Genomic DNA, 20,690 nt, shown 5'->3' with positions numbered 1-20,690 from the left:
ATCCGAGCAGAGGGGGAGCCTTGTACGCTCCCCCCAACATATCTGGCCTAGGGCTGCTTCTGCCAGGCCTTGATGTAGTCGATTTCGAACTCGGCAGGCACCGACTCCGCGGAAGGCTCACCAATCCAGCTGCTGCCCACCACCAGATGCGCGATGATGTTCATTGGCTCATCGGAGACACGAGGACCTGTCAGACGACGCACTTCCTGACCATCGAGATACCAGACAACCAGACCTGGCTCCCACAGCACACTGTACTTGTGGAAACCCGCGCTGAGGTCTTCACCCGTAGCCGTTTCCATCGTGGGTGATGAATGCTTCTCACCACTGTTGGAGCGCGCACGATTGCTGTCGTAATAGTGATAGGTCTGGTAGACCTTGTCAGGGCGTGAACCGATGTATTCGGCAATGTCGATTTCCGGCTTGTTCTTGTAATAATCCTGATTGAACAGGTAGAACGTCGACAGCAGACCGTCACCACCAGCCACCTTGGCACTCATTTCCACGTAGCCGTAGGTCATTTCGAAGTAGTCGGCCGTGGTAATGACACCCGACAGATAAGGCTTGTTGTTGACTGCTGGCAGCAATTCCGCTGGCGTTTCCTGTCCGGTGATGATCAGTGTTTCGCCAGTGAATTCGAACGGCGTGTAATCGATGGGGTCTGACGCAAAGATGTTCACGAAGTACTGCATCTCACCGTTGATGGTGGTATCAGGCCCCCACGGCAATGCGGCTTTCCACAGGCTTCTATCCAGATCGGTTCCATCGAATTCTTCATCGAACACCTGCACATAACCGTCAAGGTCAGGGGTAGTGCCCTGCAGTTCCTCGAAGGTGAAGACAGCAGGTTCTGACAGCTCGGAACGCATGCCTTCGTTGTCAACGGCCGCCACGGCGTAGCTGTAGCTGGCACCCGGCACCGGCTCTCGGGACGGGCAATCGGTGTAACGAGTGAAGTTGCAGTCGATGAACGACGTGCTCAACCAGCTGCGGATGTCGTGCTCGTATTCGGTATTGCTGACTGTCGCAATCAGACTGCCATCGCGATAGATTTCGTAGGCCTTGACAGCCTGGTCATCCGTGGAAGGTGCCCAGGTGAACTCGATCCATTTCTCGGCGGCCAGCAACAGCGTCAGGTCCGTGGGTACTGACGGTGGTCCAGCGCTGCGGGATTCATCCTTGATGGAAGGACCAACCAGGGAGGCCGTCTCTGCGGCGGTCGGGCTGTCATCATCTCCGCCGGAAAGGTCATTGCCACCGGAGACCGGAGGAGCCAGCGCCCCATCGTCATCAGGCGTGTTACCTGGCAATCCCACCGTTGCACCGGTATCAGTGCCATTATCGGTTCCGGTGTCAGTGCCAGTATCGGTTCCGGCATCAGTACCTGCACCGGTATCAGTGCCAGCATCGGTTCCGGCATCAGTACCCGCATCGGTATCGGTTCCGGTATCAGTGCCAGCGTCCGTATCGGTTCCGCCAGTGGTCTGATCACCGGTAGTGCCACCGTCGACAGGACTACCGTCATTCAGAGGCGTCGACGACGAGGAGTCGCTGCATCCGGAAATAACCAGCAAGCTGGCCATAAAAAAACCGGCCATGCCGGTCCGTGAGAAAATCATCATGATCAAGGAGTGTCAGAGCAGTTATTTGCAACCGTGAATTCTGGTTGTACTGGCTCATCAGGTCAATGCCAAATGAATTGCGAACCCGCAAGCAGAGGCAGGTATTTGCTGTTCCTCGGTGTCCAAGATGCCCATTTTCACTGGTTTTCAGGCTGAACTGTGAACTATTGTGTGTTTCGTCGTCTCATGGCTGCAGGAGACTTTCCAACGGGTCATGTTCCGCCACGAAGTGATCCGGATAACGTTCATCCAGAGCCGGTACATAGTCCGGCGGCAGTGATGAGCGCCTCGACGGCAGAAACCGCAGGCGTGCGCCTGTCTCCATCGGTGACGCCAACTCCCCCTGCAGCTTGATGCGGCTTCTGGCACGCTCCAGTTGCGGATCCGGCACCGGCACGGCAGACACCAGTTGACGCGTGTAGGGGTGCTGTGGACGAGCGAACAGGTCATCACGCGATGCCAGCTCGACCACCGAGCCGAGGTACATCACCAGAATCCGACTGGATACCTCCCATACCACCGACAGGTCATGGGAGATGAAGATTAGTGACAATCCGAACTCCTGCTGGAGATCTTTCAGCAAGGCCAGAATCTGCGCCTGTATCGAGACATCAAGTGCGGATACCGCCTCATCACAGATCAGCAATTTCGGGCGGCTCATCATGGCCCTGGCAATGCCGACCCGTTGATTCTGCCCACCAGACAGTTCGTGAGGATACCGGTTGATCAAGGCATGCGAAAGCCCGACTCGCTCCATCATGTCCGCCACGCGCCGGGTACGCTGCTGTCGGTCCAGTCCCGGCTCGAACACTTTCAGCGGCTCCGCCATGCTGTCGCCAATGGTCATGGACGGGTCAAGGCTGGCCAGTGGATCCTGAAACACGATCTGCGCATCCTGCCTGAATGCCTGAAGATCCTGTCGCGTGGAGACTGTCAGCTCTTGTCCCTGCCAGTTGACCTGACCGGAAGTCGGCTCGATCAACTGCAGAATGGCCCGCGCCAGCGTGGACTTGCCACTGCCGGATTCTCCAACGATACCCAGCGTCTCCCCGGCGGCCAGATCGAATCCAATGCCATCCACGGCTCGAAGTTCACGCCTTTTGCTGAACCAGCCGGACTGTACGGGAAAGGTGACACGCAGATTGCGAACACGAAGCAGTGTTCCCGTTGGATCATCGCTGCCCCTGATCGAAGGGTTCTGCGCGGCCGCCGAGGATTCCGGTGTTTCCGGTGTTTCCGAGGTTTCCGGCGTTTCCAGCACCTCGTTCTGATGCGGATTTGTCATTCCGCCCTCCTCGGGCCTGCCCCCGTCAAGTGTCGAGGCTTCGCCATCAACCCGGATGCGCGGCACCGATTCAAGCAGCATTCTGGTGTAAGGGTGCCGTGCGCCATAGAAGACGTCCTCGCAACTGCCCTGCTCCACGTATTCTCCCTGACGCATGACCTGTACACGATCACACATGCGAGCAACGACCCCCATGTCGTGGGTGATCAGTACAACGGCGGTACCGTGGTCGCGCCGCAACTCATCCATCAGATCCAGAATCTCGGCCTGAATGGTGACATCCAGTGCCGTGGTGGGCTCATCGGCGATCAGCAACTCCGGCTCACACAACATGGCCATGGCGATCATGACGCGTTGTCGCATGCCGCCGGACAACTCGTGGGGATACTGCGACAGTCGATGACGCGCCTCCGGAATGCGCACGTTCTGCAACCACTGCAGACAACATTGCCGTGCATCATGATCGCTCATGCGTTGATGGGTCTGCAGCACTTCGCGCATCTGCACCCCGATACGCAGATGCGGGGTCAGCGCCGTCAACGGGTCCTGAAAGATCATGGAAATGCGCCGACCACGAATGCGATTGAGTTCGCGCAATGTCAGGTCCAGCAGATTCTGACCATGAAACTCCACACGCCCGGTCACCGTGGCATTACTGGCCAGCAGGCCCATGGCCGCCAGAAAGGTCTGACTCTTGCCCGAGCCGGATTCACCGACAACGCCGAGGCATTCGCCAGCCGCGACTTGCACATCGACACCACGGACCGCCTCCACGATTCCGTCGTTGGTCTGAAACCGTACTTGCAGGTCACTGATATTCAGTACCGGGTTCTCGATGGTCTGCATCATCGGTCCCTCGCATCAAAGGCATCACGCAAGCCATCACCGATGAACAGCAGGCTCAGCAGCAGAACCACCAGAAAGGCTGCCGGAAACCACAGCAGCCAGGGGAGAACTTCCAGCACGTCGGCCCCTTCGGCAATGAGTGTGCCCAGCGATGTCAGCGGTTCCTGGATACCGAACCCCAGATAGGACAGAAAACTCTCGACCACCACGATTTCGGGAATGGTCAGGGTTGCATAGATGACCACCGAACCCACCAGGTTCGGCACGATGTGCCTGAAGATGATGGCCGTGGTCCCCAGTCCGGAGGCGCGTGCCGCTTCGATGTATTCACGCTGCTTGATCGACAGGGTCTGCCCGCGGACAATCCGCGCCATGGTCAGCCATTCCAGCGCCCCGATGGCCGCAAACAGCAGGAACACATTGCGCCCGAAAATCACCATCAACAGGATCACGAACAGGATATAGGGCAAGGCATACATGATATCGACAAAGCGCATCATGGCCTGATCGACACGACCTCCCACATACCCGGCTATGGCACCGTAACTGACGCCGATGACAACCGACACCACTGTGGCAATCAGGGCCACCAGCAGCGATACCCGAGTGCCGAACAGCGTTCTGGCCAGCAGATCACGTCCATTCTGATCGGTGCCGAACCAGTGCCCGCCTTCCAGCGACGGTGGCGCTCTGAACGCTGCCCAGTCCGGGTCTTCGTAGTTGTGGGGAATGAACCAGGGACCGGCGATCGCGAACACGACCAGCAGTATCAGCATGAGCAACGAGACTACCGCCGCCTTGTTGCGACGTAGCCGTGCCACGGCATCCTGAAACTGACTGCGACCGGGTGTCAGTTCCGCCCCATCATCCAGAGCTGCCTCGAGAATGGCGAGTTTGGCTTTTCGAAAAATCATCGTGAGCGTACTCGCGGGTCAAGCCAGGCATAGAGAATATCGACGATCAGGTTCAGCACGACGATCAGTATCATGTAGAACACGACCGTGCCCAGCACCATGCCATAGTCCCGGTTCAGCGCTGCATTGATGAAATAGCGGCCAATGCCCGGCAGCCCGAAGATGGTCTCCACCACCAGCGAACCGGTCAGCAGATAGCTGGCGGCGGGCCCCAGATAGGACACCACGGGCGTCAGAGTCGGTTTGAGGGCATGGCGCCAGACGATGCTGCCCCCTCCCAGTCCTTTCGATCTGGCGGTTCGAATGAAATTGCTGTGCATGACCTCGATCATCGCACCTCGCGTCAGGCGGGAAATTCGGGCGACATGAGGCAGAGCCAGCACGACCACGGGCAGCACGATATGCGACAGAGCACCACCGCCCCAGCCACCGACCGGCAACCATTCCAGCTTGAGTCCGAAGAACAGCTGCAGAATCGGTGCGACCAGGAAATTGGGCAACACCAGTCCGGTCAGGATGATCATACCGATCAGATAATCCGGCAGACGATTGCGGTAGACCGACCCGAGAATACCCGCCGTGATACCCAGCAGGATAGACAGAAAGAAAGCCAGACCACCGATTATCAGTGTGTAGGGCAGTCCAACCAGCAACTGCTCCGAGACAGTGAAATCCTGATTGATGAAGGACGGCCCCAGGTCACCCTGCAGCAGCTTGCCCAGATAAATGAGGTACTGCTCGAAGAGTGATTTATCCAGATTGTAGTGGGCGGCCAGATTCTGCTTGATGGCTTCCGGCAAGGGTCTTTCGCCATCGAACGGACCGCCGGGAGCGAGTCTCAGGACAAAGAAGCAGGCGGTTATCGCTATCCACAGTACGGGAATGGTCGATAACAGACGCCGGAACGCGTAATTGAGCATCGGGTAATCAGCCAGGCTGGCAAATCGGAATACCCACCGGAGCCCTCAGTCGGCCCGGTGGGTACACATCGGCAAATCGAAACCGAGATCGTCTAGTCGACGAGTTCCAGCCAGCGAGTGCGATGTATGTCAAACGCGTTGTTCACATAGCCCTTGACTCTGGGAGACACCACATTGCGCGCCAGATAATAGTAGATGGGGATAGCGGCTGATTCATCCAGAGCCAGCTTTTCGGCCTCGTGCAGCAGCGCCGCCCGCTCTGCCGTATCGCCCGTTGCATTGGCCTTGTCCACCAGTGCATCGTATTCCGGATTGTTGTACCGGCCATAATTGTGCTCGACCGTGGATTTCAGCAGATTCAGGAAATTGTCGGCATCATTGTAGTCAGCCAACCAACCGGCACGAGCAACATCCAGAACACCACGTTGCAATTCATCGTAGTGCACCTTGGTTTCGGTATTGTACAGCTCGACATCGACGCCCAATGGCTTCCACATGGCGGCAATGGCCACCGCGATGCGCTTGTGGTTCTCGTTGGTGTTGTAGCGCAACTGCAACTTCAGAGGATTGTCCGCGCCATAACCGGCTTCGGCCAGCAGGCGCCCGGCCTCGGCCACCTTGTCCCCGTAAGGCATGTCCTTCCAGTCCACTGTATAAGGTTCGTCGTAATTGGCCATGCCCGGTGGTACCCAGGAGTAGGCTGGCAACTCGCCGGTTCCCAGTATCTGCGGGCCGATGACTTCGCGGTTGATGCTCATGGACAGCGCCTTGCGCACATCAGCATTGTCAAACGGTGGCTTGTTGTGATTGACAACGTAGTAATACAAGCCTGCATATGGGGCAACCTGCGCCTGTCCCGGCAGATTCTCCTCCATCCAGGCGTACTGGTCGGTGGGAAACTCGGTAAGGATATCGAACTCCCCGGCGCGATAGCGCTTGAGTGCCGCTGATTCATCTTCCAGCACAAAGAATTTTGCACCCTCGATGCTGACGTCATCTGCTGCGTAATAGCCTTCATTCTTGACAGTTGTCACGTGTGAGCCGGGCACCCAGTCAACCGGCTTGTATGGACCATTGGTCACGATGTTCTCGATCTTGACCCAGTCATCACCGACTTTCTCCAGCAGGTGTTCCGGAATCGGATAAGCCGTGTAATGCGTCAAAGCCCCGATGAAATAAGGGGTGGGACGCTCCAGCGTGATCTCCAGGGTCTTGTCATCAAGAGCCTTGACACCCAGTTCATCAAGCTCGGTAATCTCACCGGTGTTGATCGCTTCCGCATTCTTGATGCTGTACTGCAAGTACGCATAGACCGCGGCAGTCTCGGGATTCATCAGACGCTGAAACGCGTAGACGAAATCACCGGCTGTCACCGCGGTGCCGTCACTCCATTGCACACCATCGCGCAGGGTAAAGGTATACACCAGGCCATCATCCGAGACTGTCCATTCGGATGCCTGTCCGGGTATCGGTTCTGCTTTCGGATCTTCGGTGACCAAGCCTTCAAAGATGTCACCGGCAATGCGGTTCTCCCAATCCCCCGACAGCTTGTGCGGATCCAGCGAAGTCGGATCACCACCGTTGTGGATATTGATGGTAGCGGCAGAGGCCAGACCTCCCATCAGTGCCAGCAATCCGGCACCCAGCAAATTTCGCAGACTGCATGTTTTCATGTATCAACTCTCGTGTACGATCAACGTCACACTGTATCGTTGAGGAGTGTATTCTTGCAAGCTTTGAACGGAACGCGAATTTACAAAAGGACGTTTGGCATCAGCCGGTCGGTTGTTCTGTCCCTGGCTGTCGGTCTGACGGTCACGATCTCGGCATGTTCGGACAGTGATGATGACCCGGCTGACGAACAGAGTGCAGTGATCAACATCGATTCTCTCGGCGCGGTATCCAGTGAACGACATGAGGGAGATGACGATGGTCTGCTGGGCGGCTTCGGCTTGAGCGGTCTGCTCGACCCACCCGACTTCTACAACGATCCCGATTCCCCCACCGCCGCTGAATTGCGCCGTGCCACCTTGCATGCCAATTACACGGCACTGGTGGATACCCGCGCCGAGGGAGGCTTTGGCACGCTCTATGGCCCCCTGGACGACACGCGTTTTCCCGGCACTGAATACCGGGCCTTCGTCGGAGATGGCATCAATCGAGCGACGCTGATGCTGCAACTGCCAGACAGCTTCGATCCCGATGACCCCTGCCTGGTTGCCGCCCCGTCATCGGGTTCTCGCAATGCCTATGGTGCAGTGGGAACCACGGGTGAGTGGGCTCTGGCCAAGGGCTGCGCCGTGACCTATACCGACGCCAACAAGGGCACGGGAGCCGTTGAGCTGACGCAGAACATCGGCTTTGACCTTGCCTTGCAAGCCATCGATCTGAATGACAGTGATGCAGCAGAGGCCAGCTTCCAGGTACCCACTCAGGAACGTGTTCCCGAGCCGGGCACCGACTATGCAGGTGTGGTGCTGCCCACCAATGCCGAATTGGCAGCCTATGTCGAGGCCAACCCTGATCGTTATGCCTTCAAGCATGCGCATTCCCAGAAGAATGTCGAGAAGGACTGGGGACTGCATACCTTGCAATCGATACAGTTTGCGCTGAACACACTGAGCACCGAATTCGAGCAGAGTTTCACCCCTGACAATACTCTGATCATCGGGGCCAGCGCGTCCAACGGGGGCTCGGCCATACTGCGTGCAGCCGAGCAATCCGATGGCAGTGTCTTCGATGGCATTGTTGTTGGTGAACCCAATATCAGCCCTATGCCGGCCGCTACCGCATTCACGATCAACATGGATGGACGTGGCCCTGTTACCGAACACTCTGTCCCTTTCTACGATTACATGCTGGTGTCCGAGGTGTATGCCGGCTGCGCAAGCAAGGCGCCAGTCAATGCCGGTGCCATGTTTGCCGAATCGCGCGGCGACACGACGGCCCGTTGCAACGCGCTGGTAGCCGCAGGGCTACTCGAACCGGGTGACATTTCCTCATTGGGTGAACAGTCCAACCAGAAACTGCTGGATGCAGGATACCTTCAGGAATCCACCAGAATCCTGGTGGGCTACTCGGGGATCGATCTGTTCCAGTCTCTGATTACTACCTATGGAAATGCGTACACACGCAGCTCGGTTGTCGACTCCCTGTGTCAGATCAGCATGGCTCATGTAGTGGCTGGAACGACAGCTCCAGCACCTTATTCGCGACTGGCAACCTTGTCGGCAGACAGTAATGGTGTACCCAGAACCGCCGGAGTCTACCTGATCAAGGACGATGCACCAGGTGGTGCTGCCATCCAGATTGCAGCAGCCTCCAACTCCGGTGAGCTGGACTACAATCTGGAAGGTGCCCTGTGCTGGCAGGATCTGCGCGACAACGAAGCCAATCCGCTGCATGAGCGACTCAACCGTGGAATCGAGGAGATACGCGCTGATGGCGATCTGCACGGCGTGCCTACGATCATGGTGCACGGACGTGCCGACGGTCTGATTCCCGTCAACCACTCCTCCCGCCCCTACTACGCGTTGAATCAGCAGGTAGAAGGTGACGCCAGTGCCTTGAAATACTATGAGGTACCGCATGCGCAGCACTTGGATTTTCTGCTCGGCAGCTATGCGCTGGCTGGCATGGAATTTCTGCCGATCGATTACTACTTCAAACAGTCACTGGACCTGATGCATGACCACCTCACGCAGGGAAGCGCCTTGCCGGAGAGTCAGGTCGTTGCAACATCAGCCCCCTCGGGCGGAGTGGTCACTCCCGAGAACCTGGGAGAGATTGCCATGGACGTCGCCACGGACCGACTCATCAAGTACGAGGATTCGGTACTGAGCATTCCGCAGTAGGATCCGGGGACAGCGCAGCCCCTGCCCGAACGGATTGATTTCCGCTCAGGCAGGGGCTTGCAACAACTGCAGCCCTGGCGCCGCCTGGAGACCGCTTTTCTCTGCGCCAATGCTCTGACTGAATACCGTGTTTCCGCTGCCAGTCCGACGCCGCCTGTTAACCACTCGTGTTTCCGCTGTCAGTCCGATGCCGCCTGGAAACCACTCTTGTTTCCGCTGCCAGTCTGATGCCGCCTGGAAACCACTCGTGTTTCCGCTGTCAGTCCGATGCCGCCTAGAAACCACTCTCTTCTGCCATCTTGACCACTCCCACGGTCAGGATCAGATTGGCAAAGCGACGCTGCTCGCCCGTCTGGATGATCAATGTCGTCGCCGGCTCTCTGATCTTGTCGTAAAAGGCCCAACGCTCCAGTTCATCCCACGTGACATCACCCAGCAAGGCCTTGTAGGCATCGTGAATCTCCGCGTTGGCGTCAGCCGGCTTTTCCATGACAATCGCACCTTGCACGGGACAGATGTCCAGCACTCCCTCGAGCACGGTCAGGGCGTCCAGCAGTCCCGGCCGAAAATTCAGGTGCACAGTAGTCGAGTTGGGTCCGTTCAGGGCACCGACAGCCAGATTGCCGTCAGCGATGACAATCTGCGAATAATGACCCGAGCGAGCAATGGCTTCCATGATCGTCGGATGAATGATCGGTGTTTTCAGCACGGAGTGTTTCCCGGTAAGCAGACAAGAGGCTGACAGCTGACGGTCCATTGCCGCCATTGTCGGATCAGAGCAATGCCCCACGGCAACACTCCGGGGGCAACGCTTCATGCTCGGTGACGGAGCACGCTACATGTTGTAGACACCGCCATTGATGTCCAGCGTGGCACCAGTGATGAAGCCATCGTATTCGGATGCCAGATATACCACGGCACGCGCCACATCCGCGGCATTACCGGCGCGCTGGATGGGAATGCCTGCGGTCGTCGCATCCGCCGATTCCTTGGTCGTGTGCGTATTGTGAAACGAGGTACCCAGAATGAGCCCCGGTGCAACGGCGTTGACACGGATGCCCTGAGGCCCCAGTTCTGCAGAGAGGGCGCGTGTCAGTGTGAGGATTGCGCCCTTGCTGGTCGAGTAGGCCAGTGAACCCGGATGCCCTCCCTTGCGCCCTGCCAGTGATGCCAGATTGACGATACTGCTGTTGTCATTCGCGGCAAGATGCGCAGACGCCGCTCGGGTCACGAACATCATGGAGGTCAGGTTGATGTCCATGACCTTGTTCCAGAATTCCGTGTCCATCTCGCTCAGCATCCGGCGTGCAACCAGCGACCCTGCGTTGTTGATCAGTATGTCCAGACCACCCAGGGCATCGACCGACTTCTCGACCAATGCCGTCGCGTCCTCTTCTCTGGTCAGATCACCACTGATGGCAACCGCCTTCTGTCCCTTGCCGATTGCGTATTCGACCAGCTCATCAGCAACGTCGGCGCTGGAAAAATAATGAATGGCAACATTGGCACCGCCGTCGATGAAATGCCTGGTGATCGATTCACCGATTCCCTGGGCACCGGCGGTGATCAGCACGTTCTTGCCAGCGATCTTGTTCGTGTTTGTCATGATTTTCCTGAAGCAGATAAAGTGGATGAAGGCGAGGCTTCACGAGGCCGCCAAAGAACGAAAAAGGCCCGTCACGGCAATGACGGGCCCTGGCAACGACAGTCATGCCGCGATGCCGATAACGGCCATTCCGTGCCGCAATGACCTCACGCGATGTATCACTGGCCCGGTACGCCAGCAGAGGCGCACCGGGTTCAGCTAGCCGGCCAGAACGCCCGGCAGCCAGAGTGACACTGCCGGTATGTAGGCCACCAGCAGCAATGCAGCCAGCATGGCGAGATAGAAAGGCCAGATGGTGCGAATGGCTTCTTCGATGGGTACCTGACCGACCGCACAGCCGACGAACAGACAGACGCCGACAGGGGGCGTGCACAGTCCCAGTCCGAGATTCATCAACAACATGATGCCGAACTGGATGGGGTCCATGCCCAGACCGGCGGCAATCGGCAGGAAAATGGGAGTGCAGATCAGGATCAACGCCGCCATGTCCATGATCATTCCCAGTGCCAGCAGAATGATGTTGATCATCAGGATGATGATCAGCGGGTTGTCGGAGATGGCAGTCAGAGCCGAGGCCAGCAGTTCCGGCACGTTGTACAAGGCCAGCAGATAACCGAATGCATTGGCACAGCCGATCAGTATCATGACCATGGCCGTGGTGCGAACCGATGTGACAACGGCAATCTTGAAACTCTGCCAGCTCAATGAGCGATACACCAAAGCTGTGAGTACCAGGGCATAGATAGCACCAAACGCACCGGATTCGGTCACGGTGAACACGCCGGACAGGACACCGCCCACGATGATGACGGCAGTGATGAAGCCTGGCAATGCAGCGGCCGCCGACAGCGCCACTTCCTTCATTCCCGGGAACGGCTCGGAGGCGTAGTTGTGCTTGACCGCGATGATGTACGCCGCAATGGCCAGGCAGACACACATCAGAAAACCCGGCACCACACCTGCCAGAAACAGCGATGAAATGGACAGTCCACCACCGGCGGCTACCGAGTAGATGATCATGTTGTGACTGGGAGGAATGACGACACCGGCGATCGACGAGGTGACCGTCACGTTGACTGCGTAGTCACCGCGATAGCCCTTTTCCTTCATCACAGGAATCATCAGCGAGCCCAGCGCGGAGATATCGGCAACGGCCGAACCGGATATACCACCGAACAGCATGCTCGAGAAGATGTTGACAGATGCCAGGCCACCTCTGACATGGCCGACCAGGGTCGAGGCAAAGCGGACCAGGCGTTTGGCTATGCCGCCATGCAACATCAGCTCACCGGCAAAGATGAAGAACGGAATCGCCAGCAGCGAGAAGATGCTGACGCCCGACGTGATTCTCTGGAACGCGATCAACAACGGAAAACCTTCGTACATGAACGCGGCGATGGCCGATATGGCCATGGCAAAGGCAACCGGTATGCCGATCAGTACACCACCAAAAAAAAGACCAAGCAGCAGGGCAAGTCCCATGAGTTACGCGCTCCGTTCGTCGGAAATGGGTACAACAGGTTCCTCAGGTGAGACACCACCCAGGATCATCCGAACAGCGCGTTCGGTAGCGAAAAGGAAAATCAGACCGCCAGCGATGGCCGCCGGCAGGGTACGTATACCCTCGGGAATATTCAGCATTGGCAGTTTGGTCGACCAGCCGAACTGAACAAGTTCGGTACAGGCAACGAGCATGACCAGCCCGAATATTGCCATGGTCACTTCACAGACGATCCGCAATACATGGCGAATGGTCGGCGGCATCGCCTCGCGAATGAAACTCACGCCCAGATGAGTGTCGTCGTGAACACCGGCACCGGCGCCCAGAAACGTGATCCATACAACCAGCACCAGGGCCAATTGCTCAACCCAGGTCGGGGTCTGGTTCAGCACGTACCGGCCGAACACCAACCACGCAAAGGTAAGAATGAGTACAACCAGCGAGATGCTGCTGATGAACACGCATAGATCGCGCAGCTTCTGCAACACCTTCACTATCAGCGACGTGTTTTCAATCATCGAGGGCTATTTCCTGCGTTATCGGAAAATGGACTGGTCAACGCAACTCCCGGCGTGCAGGCACGCCGGAAATTGCGTCATTCGCATCAATGAATTCAGTCAGCCGAACGCATCATGTCAACCAGCTCGACCAGATCCGGGTTGTCTGCCAGAAACTGATCATAGACCGGCGCCATGGCTTCCTGGAACGGTCCCTTGTCTTCGACAGTGTTGACGACAACGCCTGCGGCTTGCACCTTTTCCAGACTTTCGGTCTCACGCTTTTTCCACAGTTCGCGCTGAGTTTCGGCACTGGCCTTGCCAGCCGCCTTCACGATGTCCTTCTGCTCATCGGACAGTCGGTCCCAGGAGACCTTGCTCATGCACAGGCATTCGGGAATGATCAGGTGCTCGGTCAGTGAGTAGAACTGGGCAACCTCGAAATGGTTGACCGAATCATAGGACGGTGGGTTGTTTTCAGCACCGTCCACCACGCCGGTCTTCAGGGACTGATAGACCTCGGCGAAGGCCATGGGCGTGGCATTGCCACCCATTGACTCCACCATGCCGACAAACAGGTCATTGTTCATGACCCGGATCTTCAGGCCTTCGACATCCGCCGGGGTGTTGATCGGCCGCTGCGAATTATAGAAGGAGCGAGCACCGGCATCGTACCAACCAAGGGCCACGATTCCCTTTTTCTCCATTCCGGCGCCGATGGCGTCACCGACTTCGCCATCCATCAGTTCGTACATCTGCGGAATGCTTTTGAAGATGAACGGTAGCGATACCACATTGGTCTCTGGGATCGACTGCCCCATCGGGCCGAGGCTGAACTGTCCGAAGTCGATGGCACCCAGACGAATCTGTTCGATGGCATCGGGCTGTGAACCGAGTACACCACCGTGATAGACCTTTATCTTCAGCTCCCCACCGGTGTTTTCTTCCACTTCTGCGGCGAACTGATCGATGGCATCCGAATTTGGATAGCCGGCCGGATGGATATTCCAGGCACGCATATCGGCAGCCTGTGCCGTTCCGGCGACGAGCGCTGCTGCTGTCAGCGCCAACGCTGGCAATGCGCCAGCCGCTTTTCTAACCGTCTTGGTCATTGAACTCATGGGTATAACTTCTCCAGTGGTATTCCGGCCGCGACATCACGGCCGAGGGGTGGGCTTGACTGTCCAACCGATCGGTTCACCGGTAGTCTGTCGACATCTACCGGATTCACCGTTCGGCTACTGACTCACATGGCAAATATTCATGAAGCAGATACGGCCACGCTTCACTCGTTCCTTTCAACAGCCTGAGTACCTGCACGCGCGCTGACACCGATGGCGAACATCTCCAGAAGGTCGACGTTCACCGACCACAAGGGCAGCGTCAAACGTGAAGGTGTGTCCAGACGCATTTGCATGCTCCTGTGAAGGTGCTGCAATGGTAGGCTGATTCACCGGACACAATCAAGTCTACCATACCAGTTTTTTTCAAAACTGATGATCTGCCCGAATCATTGTCGATTCGCCCTCTGAGCAGCCACTCACTCCTTCAAGGGTGCTTCCAGGTGCGGAATCAGTCCCGGGTCGATCTGCATGGCCGCAGCCAGCTCATCCAGATAGGCTCGCTCAGCCTGACTTTCCATGTCCACGACCAGGGCCGAGGCAATATACAGCTCCGCTGCAGTCTCCGGCGTATCGGCGAGAGCGGCGATGGCATCGACACTGACCGGCTTGTTCAGCTCGCTCAGCAGAAACGATGTCACATCTCTTTCCAGCTCGAAACTGGCGATCTGACGTGTGATCAGAGCCATCTCATCATCGTCGACATGCCCGTCGGCGCGTGCCGCACTGATCATGGCCTGGATGATGGACTCGCAGCGTGCAGTGGCTTCGTCATCAACCAGATCGGACACTGGCGTTCCCATCTGCTCGAACTGATCCAGATCCAACGTGCCGGAAAAGGGCTGCGCTGACGCACCCGTACCAGCTGTCGACACGTCAGGTCGTCCTGTATTGCCAGCCCCACCCTGCGCTGCCTGTTGCGCCTGCCATTCGGTGTAGGCCTTGTACGCCAGCCCGCCGATGGCCGCCGTACCGCCCAGCTTTGCAGCCTTGCCGGCAAACTTTCGTGTTCCCTTGCTGCCGAACAGCAAGGCGATGGCACCCGCAGCCAGTGCACCGGTACCCACCCCCTTCAGCATCGCGTTGCGTTCGTTACCAGCCGGTGGAATGAGTGATCGTTCCTCCGCCATGTTCATGCCGGCCTGCGTGGCGCGTTGTGTCCTGTCCAGCAGCCCATCCAGAATTGCCTTTGCATCCATGATAGTTACCTTGTGTAGAGTTCAATCAGTGTGAATGGCTCCAGAGCGTCAGCATCGGCTGACATTTTCATCTGTGCACCGGCGAGTCGAGCATCACGAGTCCGCTGTCTGTCCGGGCCAATCCTGCAGGGCACGCATCGCCAACTCGTGCCCATAACGATTGACCTTGGCATGATCCGGCATCCAGCCCAGCAGAAATCGCTGAAAGTCGGTCCACGCAACAGCGTACAGGGATCGCCATTCCTGCTCCAGCTGCTGCCCCATACCGGACGTCCAGGTGAACGATGCCTGCTGCTCACCCGAGGCTGACGGAGCTGCCCCGTCAGCACGACGTTGCAAGGCCGCATGCAGTTGCCTGAAATAGCTCGACAGACAATATTCCTCGTGTTCCCGGCAGTCATTCTCTGACAGGCAGCTGCCCAGATAATAGACCACATCGCTCATGCCACAACCTCTGCCCACATACTGGAAATCCACCGCCGATGCCCGTGTCATGTCATGACTGAAACAGAAGTTCGCCAATTTGGCATCACCGTGAACCAGTGTCTGAAAGCGTGCCTGTTGCAGTCGCTCATCCAGCCAGCTCGCCGCCATCTTGACCGGACCATCACTCATCGCCTGCCATTCATCGGGCCGGGTATCGAGATGCCAGTAGCATCCGCGCGGCCACAGACCGGTTGCCTGTTCGTGCATGAACCAGGCATGAAACTCAGCCAGCCAATGCAGACCGGGCAGCACCTCGATGATATTCAGGCGATCACGCAGACGTGGATACGCTGGTGTCAGATCCTCCAGCAACAGCAGATTGCACTGCTCATCCCGATGGATTCCCAGCAGCCGTGGCACCTTGCACCGGGCATGGCAGCGCACTGCATAATGCTCGTACCAATGGCATTCGATGGCATAGGATCGCGCCTTGCGTGCAAACGATTGCTGCGTGTTCCAGCCTCTCGGATGAGAGGCATCTCGATCGGGAGCAATGTACTTGACGATGAGCGATTCATGCCCCGGAACATCGGTGCTCCAGCGCAGCAGACTTCCCTGGCCGCCCCACAGGGTCTGCAAGTGATTGCTCGGTGCGGCGTGACGCGCGCCGACAGCCCCACGGATGAACGCAGCAATGGCGGATTCGAGCAGGGTTTCAGCCGCCGCATCGACCTGCCTGTCAGACGCGCTCATCGACCTGCCTGCGAGACGACACCGCCGCACATGGCCTGGCTGACACCTGTGGTCGACGGAAAGCTGATCGGCAAGCCTCGCACGGTTCGCATGGCCAGGTAGGCAAAGCATTCTGCCTCGATGGCATCTCCTCGCCAGCCCTGTACTTCCGCCGGTTCGCACACCGGTGCTGCACGTTGCGCAAGCGCCCGCATCAGTGTCGGATTGTGTCGCCCCCCACCACAGACAATCAGCTTCGACGGTCGCTGTGGCAACAGATCCAGGGCCTTGCCCACCGCCGCGGCGGTGAAGGCTGTCAACAGGGCAGCTCCATCTGCAGCACTCAGCCCTTCAGCCATGCTCGCGGTGAAATCATTGCGATCCAGCGATTTGGGCCAGGCCTGCGTCAGATACGGGTGTTGCAGCAACTGCTCCAAACGCGATTCATCCACCGTCCCGGCTGCAGCCAGCTGACCATCGTGGTCCATCTCTCCCAGGCCCAGTCGGCTGATGAAATCATTCAGTGGTGCATTGGCAGGACCGGTATCGAAGGCGATCAGTGATTCGGCATGATCGGTCCAGGTCAGGTTTGCCACGCCGCCCAGGTTCAGCACGGCTGTGGACGAGTCCGCCCCCGAGCGCGTCAGCAGAGCCTGATGATAGATGGCCGACAAGGGGGCGCCCTGTCCACCGGCGCGCACGTCTGCACTGCGAAAATCGTGCACCACCGTGCAACCGAGGGTCCTGGCCATCAAGGCGCCGTCACCCAGTTGCCGGGTCGCACCCCGAGTCTCTGCCGTGGGTGCCCGGTGCAGGACCGTCTGCCCATGGAAACCGACCACGTCGATATCCATCATGCTCAGGCCCGCCTCACTCACCAGCTGTTGCACAGCGGCAGCCTGTGCCAGCGTCAGCCGCTCCTCGGCCTCGGCGAAAACGCTCGGTTCCTCGGCGGCAAACTGCCAGTGGCGAGCCTGTGCCAGTGCCTCGATCAGTAGCTGGCGTGTGGTCCGATCATAAGGCTTGAGCGCGTATCGGCCGAAGCTCTCGATATCGACACCATCGGTGCGCAACAGTGCCACATCGATATTGCCATCCAGTACGGTTCCGGTCATCAGGCCAACGGCCCATCGGGCTTGCATGCTACAGATCTCCGGTAGCGGTAAGTGCATCGGACACATCCCTGCGCAAGGAAACGATACCGCTGTCCGCATGACGCGTGGGATGGATGCGATTGCTGAGCAAGGTCCAGGCACACCCTGCGTCGAAATCTATCCACAAGCCTGTCCCCGTGAAACCGGTATGCCCGATGGTCCCGGCAGAACAGAATTTCCCACCCGACCACCCCGTATGGGCACGCTCCCAGCCCAGCGTCCGTGTGTCCGACACCGGTGTGCGCATGGCATCGATGACCGCCGGCGAGGCGGCCGTGCCCTGCAGCAGACCCTGCGCATGATCGAGCACGGCACCGGCCGTACCGAACAACCCCGCATGTCCGGCGCCCTGCAGGGCGTTGCAATTGTCATCGTGCACCTCGCCGCAGATCAGCCGCTGGCGCCAGGTACAGAATTCGGTGGCTGCGCAATGTTCGGCGGGCGCCTCGAATGCAAAGCCCGGCCCCGCAGGCATGGACCGGATGCGGACCCCGTGATACCTCTCCAGCGCCAGTCCCAGCAGAATGAAGTTGATATCCGAATAGACCGGTGGCGCACTGCGTTGCCGCCACTCGCGTTGCAGGACAAAGGCGCGCAACAGTTCGGCATCCCTGCCATAGGTGTATATGGGTTCAACCGCCGGGAACGCGCTCTGGTGACCCAGGCATTGGGCAAAGCTGACCTTGCGCTCCCAGGCATCGTTGTCATACTGGCGAAGATCCGGAAGCAGGCGCGTCAGTGGCTCATCCAGATCGATTGCTTCATCGCGCAGCAGCTGCAGAATGCGCGGCGCGGTAAAGATGACTTTGGTCAGGGAGGCCAGATCGAACCAGGTGTCGTCCTGCATGGCTCGCCGCTCAGGCGATACCTGCGCCAGGCCACGGCTGTACAGGCGACGCTGCCCCCCGATGTCGACGGTGCCCAGCACAGCGCCGGGGATGCGGCCGGCATCGATCTGTTCATCCAGCAGGGAGACCGCGCGTTTGAACGCACCCTCCGATATACCGCCAGTATCAGGCCTCATGGTGTTGTTTCATTCAAGTGGCAGGCACTCAGATGAGTGGCCTGCAGGTTTCTGTTATCGGTTATCGCGACCACGGCCTTGAGCTCGGGTCGTTGTCGCAGGCATTGTTCATGCACTTGCGGACAGCGCGTCTGGAAACTGCACCCTGCGGGTGGATCGGTCGGGTCAGGCAGTTCGCCCTGCAGGACGATGCGCTGCGCGTGTTTCGTGCTCAGAGACGGTATTGCGGATATCAGCGCCCGCGTGTAGGGATGCTGCGGCTGGTTCATCACGGCACGCGCCTCTCCGATTTCGACGATACGCCCCAGATACATCACCGCGATGCGGTCGCTGACGTGACGTATGACAGACAGGTCATGACTGATGAACAACAGCGACAAGCCCAACTCTGCCTGCAGCTCGGTAATGAGATTGATGATCTGGCTCTGCACCGACACATCCAGCGCAGATACCGCCTCATCGGCCACCAGTAGTTCGGGTTGCAATGCCAGAGCACGGGCAATGGCGATACGCTGGCGCTGCCCGCCGGAGAACTCGTGCGCATGCCGTGTCTGAACGTCACCGGACAGCCCCACCCGTTCCAGCAATTCGACAACCCGCAACTGTTGTTCGTGAGCCGAACCGACTCCGTGCACTTGCAGAGGTTCCCGGATGATCTTGCCGATGGTATGTCTGGGGTTCAGTGATCCGAAGGGATCCTGAAACACGATCTGCATGCGTTGCCGCGCACGCTGCAGCTCTGCCTTGCTCATGCGCATCACATCCTGGCCGTGAAAGCGCACCGAACCCCGCTCGACCCCGATCAGCCGCAACACGCTCTTGGCCAATGTCGATTTGCCGCAGCCGGACTCGCCGACAATCCCCAGAACCTCGCCTTTGGCCAGATTGAAGGACACCGCATTCAGCGCGCGCAGGGTCTTGCCCTCGCGAGTCCTGAAGGAGCTGGTCAGGTCTTGCACCTGCAGCAGCATCATGAGGCCGGGTTCCAGCAGCGCACCGTCCTGTTACCCGATTCGAGCTCTGGCATGCGTTGCGCGCAATCCTTGATCGCGTAGGCACAACGTGGCTCATAGGCACAGCCCGGCGGCCAGTGCCCGGGCGCAGGAACTCGACCCTCGATGGCCGGCAGGCGGCTACCCGGTGAGTTCAACGCAGGTACCGATTGCAGCAGGGCATTGGTATAACGATGAGCGGGTCGCTCGAAAACCGCGTCACACGACCCCACTTCCACCAGCTGACCACAATACATGACCGCCACCTGGTCACAGTACTGACGCACCAGCCCCAGATCATGAGTGATCAGCAATACCGCCATGCCCGTGTCCCGGCGCAGCTGGTCCAGCAGCTCCAGAATCTGTGCCTGCACCGTGACATCCAGTGCCGTGGTGGGCTCATCGGCAATCAGCAGCTGGGGCTCACAGGCCAGCGCCATGGCAATCATGACCCGTTGTCTCTGCCCGCCCGAGAGCTGGTGCGGGTAGCGTCTGATCATGCTCTCCGGCGATGCCATGCCAACCCGTTCCAGCAGGGCGACGGCCGCCTGTCTACCCTGTTGCCGCGTGCTGCCGCGGTGAATCTGCAACACTTCGGCTATCTGGTCGCCGATCCGGAAAACCGGATTGAGCGAGGTCATGGGCTCCTGGAAGATCATGGCGATGCGATTGCCACGCAGACGCTGTAGAGCAGGCGCATCCAGTGCTCGCAGATCCTGCCCCTGAAAGCGCACCGCGCCGGCACTGATGGTCAGTGGCGAGTCTTCCAGCAGATCCAGTACCGACAGCGCGGTCACCGATTTGCCACAACCGGATTCACCGACGAGTCCCAGCATGTCTCCGGCATCGAGCCGCAGGCTCAGATCCCGCACCACGGCGGCGTGCCGCAGAGTCACGCTCAGCCCTTCGATGGCCAGCAATGGCTCCGTCGGCATGTTGATCAAACGCCCTGTGTTGTCACTGGTGGCACATTATCATAAGCTCGATCAACATTTCG

General features: G+C 58.5%; 18 protein-coding genes. 1 reads left to right on the top strand and 17 read right to left on the bottom strand.

Features of this window, described 5'->3' with window-relative positions; translation table 11 throughout:
• Window positions 1–47 precede the first annotated feature (47 nt).
• The 5 genes from ACUNV4_RS09165 to ACUNV4_RS09145 all read right to left on the bottom strand — a co-directional run bounded on the left by ACUNV4_RS09165 (window position 48) and on the right by ACUNV4_RS09145 (window position 7,260).
• Complete coding sequence (locus ACUNV4_RS09165; protein ID WP_430878212.1) at window positions 48–1,598, bottom strand: glycoside hydrolase family 16 protein; 1,551 nt, start codon at window positions 1,596–1,598, stop codon at window positions 48–50.
• Window positions 1,599–1,806: 208 nt separating this feature from the next.
• Window positions 1,807–3,756, bottom strand: coding sequence for an ABC transporter ATP-binding protein (locus ACUNV4_RS09160; RefSeq protein ID WP_430878211.1), 1,950 nt, complete (start codon window positions 3,754–3,756; stop codon window positions 1,807–1,809).
• The gene (locus tag ACUNV4_RS09155; protein WP_430878210.1) at window positions 3,753–4,667 is read right to left on the bottom strand and encodes an ABC transporter permease; all 915 of its coding nucleotides are present in this window, start codon (window positions 4,665–4,667) and stop codon (window positions 3,753–3,755) included. The genes ACUNV4_RS09160 and ACUNV4_RS09155 overlap by 4 nt, the downstream gene beginning before the upstream one ends.
• Window positions 4,664–5,587, bottom strand: coding sequence for an ABC transporter permease (locus tag ACUNV4_RS09150; RefSeq protein WP_430878209.1), 924 nt, complete (start codon window positions 5,585–5,587; stop codon window positions 4,664–4,666). The genes ACUNV4_RS09155 and ACUNV4_RS09150 overlap by 4 nt, the downstream gene beginning before the upstream one ends.
• Before the next feature lie 92 nt (window positions 5,588–5,679).
• Window positions 5,680–7,260, bottom strand: a complete 1,581-nt coding sequence (locus ACUNV4_RS09145) for a peptide ABC transporter substrate-binding protein (protein ID WP_430878208.1) — start codon at window positions 7,258–7,260, stop codon at window positions 5,680–5,682.
• A 54-nt stretch (window positions 7,261–7,314) separates the two neighbouring features.
• On the opposite strand from ACUNV4_RS09145, the gene ACUNV4_RS09140 reads away from it, so the two are divergent.
• Window positions 7,315–9,441 (top strand): 3-hydroxybutyrate oligomer hydrolase family protein, encoded by a 2,127-nt coding sequence (locus ACUNV4_RS09140; RefSeq protein ID WP_430878207.1) that lies wholly within the window; start codon window positions 7,315–7,317, stop codon window positions 9,439–9,441.
• Window positions 9,442–9,715: 274 nt separating this feature from the next.
• On the opposite strand, the gene ACUNV4_RS09135 is transcribed toward ACUNV4_RS09140, so the two are convergent.
• The 12 genes from ACUNV4_RS09135 to ACUNV4_RS09080 form a co-directional block, all read right to left on the bottom strand.
• Entirely contained in the window at window positions 9,716–10,150 is a 435-nt protein-coding gene (locus ACUNV4_RS09135; RefSeq protein ID WP_430878206.1) for an RbsD/FucU domain-containing protein, read from the bottom strand.
• A gap of 126 nt (window positions 10,151–10,276) precedes the next feature.
• Window positions 10,277–11,047: an SDR family NAD(P)-dependent oxidoreductase gene (locus tag ACUNV4_RS09130; RefSeq protein WP_430878205.1), complete on the bottom strand. Its 771-nt coding sequence runs from the start codon at window positions 11,045–11,047 to the stop codon at window positions 10,277–10,279.
• A 198-nt stretch (window positions 11,048–11,245) separates the two neighbouring features.
• The gene (locus ACUNV4_RS09125; RefSeq protein WP_430878204.1) at window positions 11,246–12,529 is read right to left on the bottom strand and encodes a TRAP transporter large permease; all 1,284 of its coding nucleotides are present in this window, start codon (window positions 12,527–12,529) and stop codon (window positions 11,246–11,248) included.
• 3 nt (window positions 12,530–12,532) lie between these two features.
• The gene (locus ACUNV4_RS09120; protein ID WP_430878203.1) at window positions 12,533–13,066 is read right to left on the bottom strand and encodes a TRAP transporter small permease; all 534 of its coding nucleotides are present in this window, start codon (window positions 13,064–13,066) and stop codon (window positions 12,533–12,535) included.
• A gap of 95 nt (window positions 13,067–13,161) precedes the next feature.
• A complete protein-coding gene (locus tag ACUNV4_RS09115) occupies window positions 13,162–14,166 on the bottom strand; it encodes a TRAP transporter substrate-binding protein (protein WP_430878202.1) in 1,005 nt (334 codons plus the stop codon).
• A 164-nt stretch (window positions 14,167–14,330) separates the two neighbouring features.
• Window positions 14,331–14,456, bottom strand: coding sequence for a hypothetical protein (locus tag ACUNV4_RS09110; protein WP_430878201.1), 126 nt, complete (start codon window positions 14,454–14,456; stop codon window positions 14,331–14,333).
• Between the two features lie 129 nt (window positions 14,457–14,585).
• On the bottom strand, window positions 14,586–15,365 hold the full coding sequence (locus ACUNV4_RS09105; protein WP_430878200.1) for a tellurite resistance TerB family protein: 780 nt from the start codon (window positions 15,363–15,365) through the stop codon (window positions 14,586–14,588).
• Between the two features lie 93 nt (window positions 15,366–15,458).
• Window positions 15,459–16,544 (bottom strand): oxidoreductase family protein, encoded by a 1,086-nt coding sequence (locus tag ACUNV4_RS09100; RefSeq protein ID WP_430878199.1) that lies wholly within the window; start codon window positions 16,542–16,544, stop codon window positions 15,459–15,461.
• Complete coding sequence (locus tag ACUNV4_RS09095; RefSeq protein WP_430878198.1) at window positions 16,541–17,665, bottom strand: anhydro-N-acetylmuramic acid kinase; 1,125 nt, start codon at window positions 17,663–17,665, stop codon at window positions 16,541–16,543. Before ACUNV4_RS09095 ends, ACUNV4_RS09100 begins: the two co-directional genes overlap by 4 nt.
• A gap of 1 nt (window position 17,666) precedes the next feature.
• Window positions 17,667–18,701: a serine hydrolase domain-containing protein gene (locus tag ACUNV4_RS09090; RefSeq protein ID WP_430878197.1), complete on the bottom strand. Its 1,035-nt coding sequence runs from the start codon at window positions 18,699–18,701 to the stop codon at window positions 17,667–17,669.
• On the bottom strand, window positions 18,698–19,675 hold the full coding sequence (locus ACUNV4_RS09085; RefSeq protein ID WP_430878196.1) for an ABC transporter ATP-binding protein: 978 nt from the start codon (window positions 19,673–19,675) through the stop codon (window positions 18,698–18,700). Before ACUNV4_RS09085 ends, ACUNV4_RS09090 begins: the two co-directional genes overlap by 4 nt.
• On the bottom strand, window positions 19,672–20,628 hold the full coding sequence (locus ACUNV4_RS09080) for an ABC transporter ATP-binding protein (protein WP_430878195.1): 957 nt from the start codon (window positions 20,626–20,628) through the stop codon (window positions 19,672–19,674). The genes ACUNV4_RS09085 and ACUNV4_RS09080 overlap by 4 nt, the downstream gene beginning before the upstream one ends.
• Window positions 20,629–20,690 lie beyond the last annotated feature (62 nt).

It is taken from the genome of Granulosicoccus sp. 3-233 (genome assembly GCF_052681095.1).
Note: the sequence above shows the minus strand (reverse complement) of the source record. Positions and strands in the feature narration are given on the sequence as shown.

Coding starts and splice junctions, on each gene's coding strand:
- ACUNV4_RS09165 (WP_430878212.1), bottom strand. CDS start 1,598: ATGGCCGGTTTTTTTATGGCCAGCTTGCTGGTTATTTCCGGATGCAGC.
- ACUNV4_RS09160 (WP_430878211.1), bottom strand. CDS start 3,756: ATGATGCAGACCATCGAGAACCCGGTACTGAATATCAGTGACCTGCAA.
- ACUNV4_RS09155 (WP_430878210.1), bottom strand. CDS start 4,667: ATGATTTTTCGAAAAGCCAAACTCGCCATTCTCGAGGCAGCTCTGGAT.
- ACUNV4_RS09150 (WP_430878209.1), bottom strand. CDS start 5,587: ATGCTCAATTACGCGTTCCGGCGTCTGTTATCGACCATTCCCGTACTG.
- ACUNV4_RS09145 (WP_430878208.1), bottom strand. CDS start 7,260: ATGAAAACATGCAGTCTGCGAAATTTGCTGGGTGCCGGATTGCTGGCA.
- ACUNV4_RS09130 (WP_430878205.1), bottom strand. CDS start 11,047: ATGACAAACACGAACAAGATCGCTGGCAAGAACGTGCTGATCACCGCC.
- ACUNV4_RS09125 (WP_430878204.1), bottom strand. CDS start 12,529: ATGGGACTTGCCCTGCTGCTTGGTCTTTTTTTTGGTGGTGTACTGATC.
- ACUNV4_RS09120 (WP_430878203.1), bottom strand. CDS start 13,066: ATGATTGAAAACACGTCGCTGATAGTGAAGGTGTTGCAGAAGCTGCGC.
- ACUNV4_RS09115 (WP_430878202.1), bottom strand. CDS start 14,166: ATGAGTTCAATGACCAAGACGGTTAGAAAAGCGGCTGGCGCATTGCCA.
- ACUNV4_RS09110 (WP_430878201.1), bottom strand. CDS start 14,456: ATGCGTCTGGACACACCTTCACGTTTGACGCTGCCCTTGTGGTCGGTG.
- ACUNV4_RS09105 (WP_430878200.1), bottom strand. CDS start 15,365: ATGGATGCAAAGGCAATTCTGGATGGGCTGCTGGACAGGACACAACGC.
- ACUNV4_RS09100 (WP_430878199.1), bottom strand. CDS start 16,544: ATGAGCGCGTCTGACAGGCAGGTCGATGCGGCGGCTGAAACCCTGCTC.
- ACUNV4_RS09095 (WP_430878198.1), bottom strand. CDS start 17,665: ATGCAAGCCCGATGGGCCGTTGGCCTGATGACCGGAACCGTACTGGAT.
- ACUNV4_RS09090 (WP_430878197.1), bottom strand. CDS start 18,701: ATGAGGCCTGATACTGGCGGTATATCGGAGGGTGCGTTCAAACGCGCG.
- ACUNV4_RS09085 (WP_430878196.1), bottom strand. CDS start 19,675: ATGATGCTGCTGCAGGTGCAAGACCTGACCAGCTCCTTCAGGACTCGC.
- ACUNV4_RS09080 (WP_430878195.1), bottom strand. CDS start 20,628: ATGCCGACGGAGCCATTGCTGGCCATCGAAGGGCTGAGCGTGACTCTG.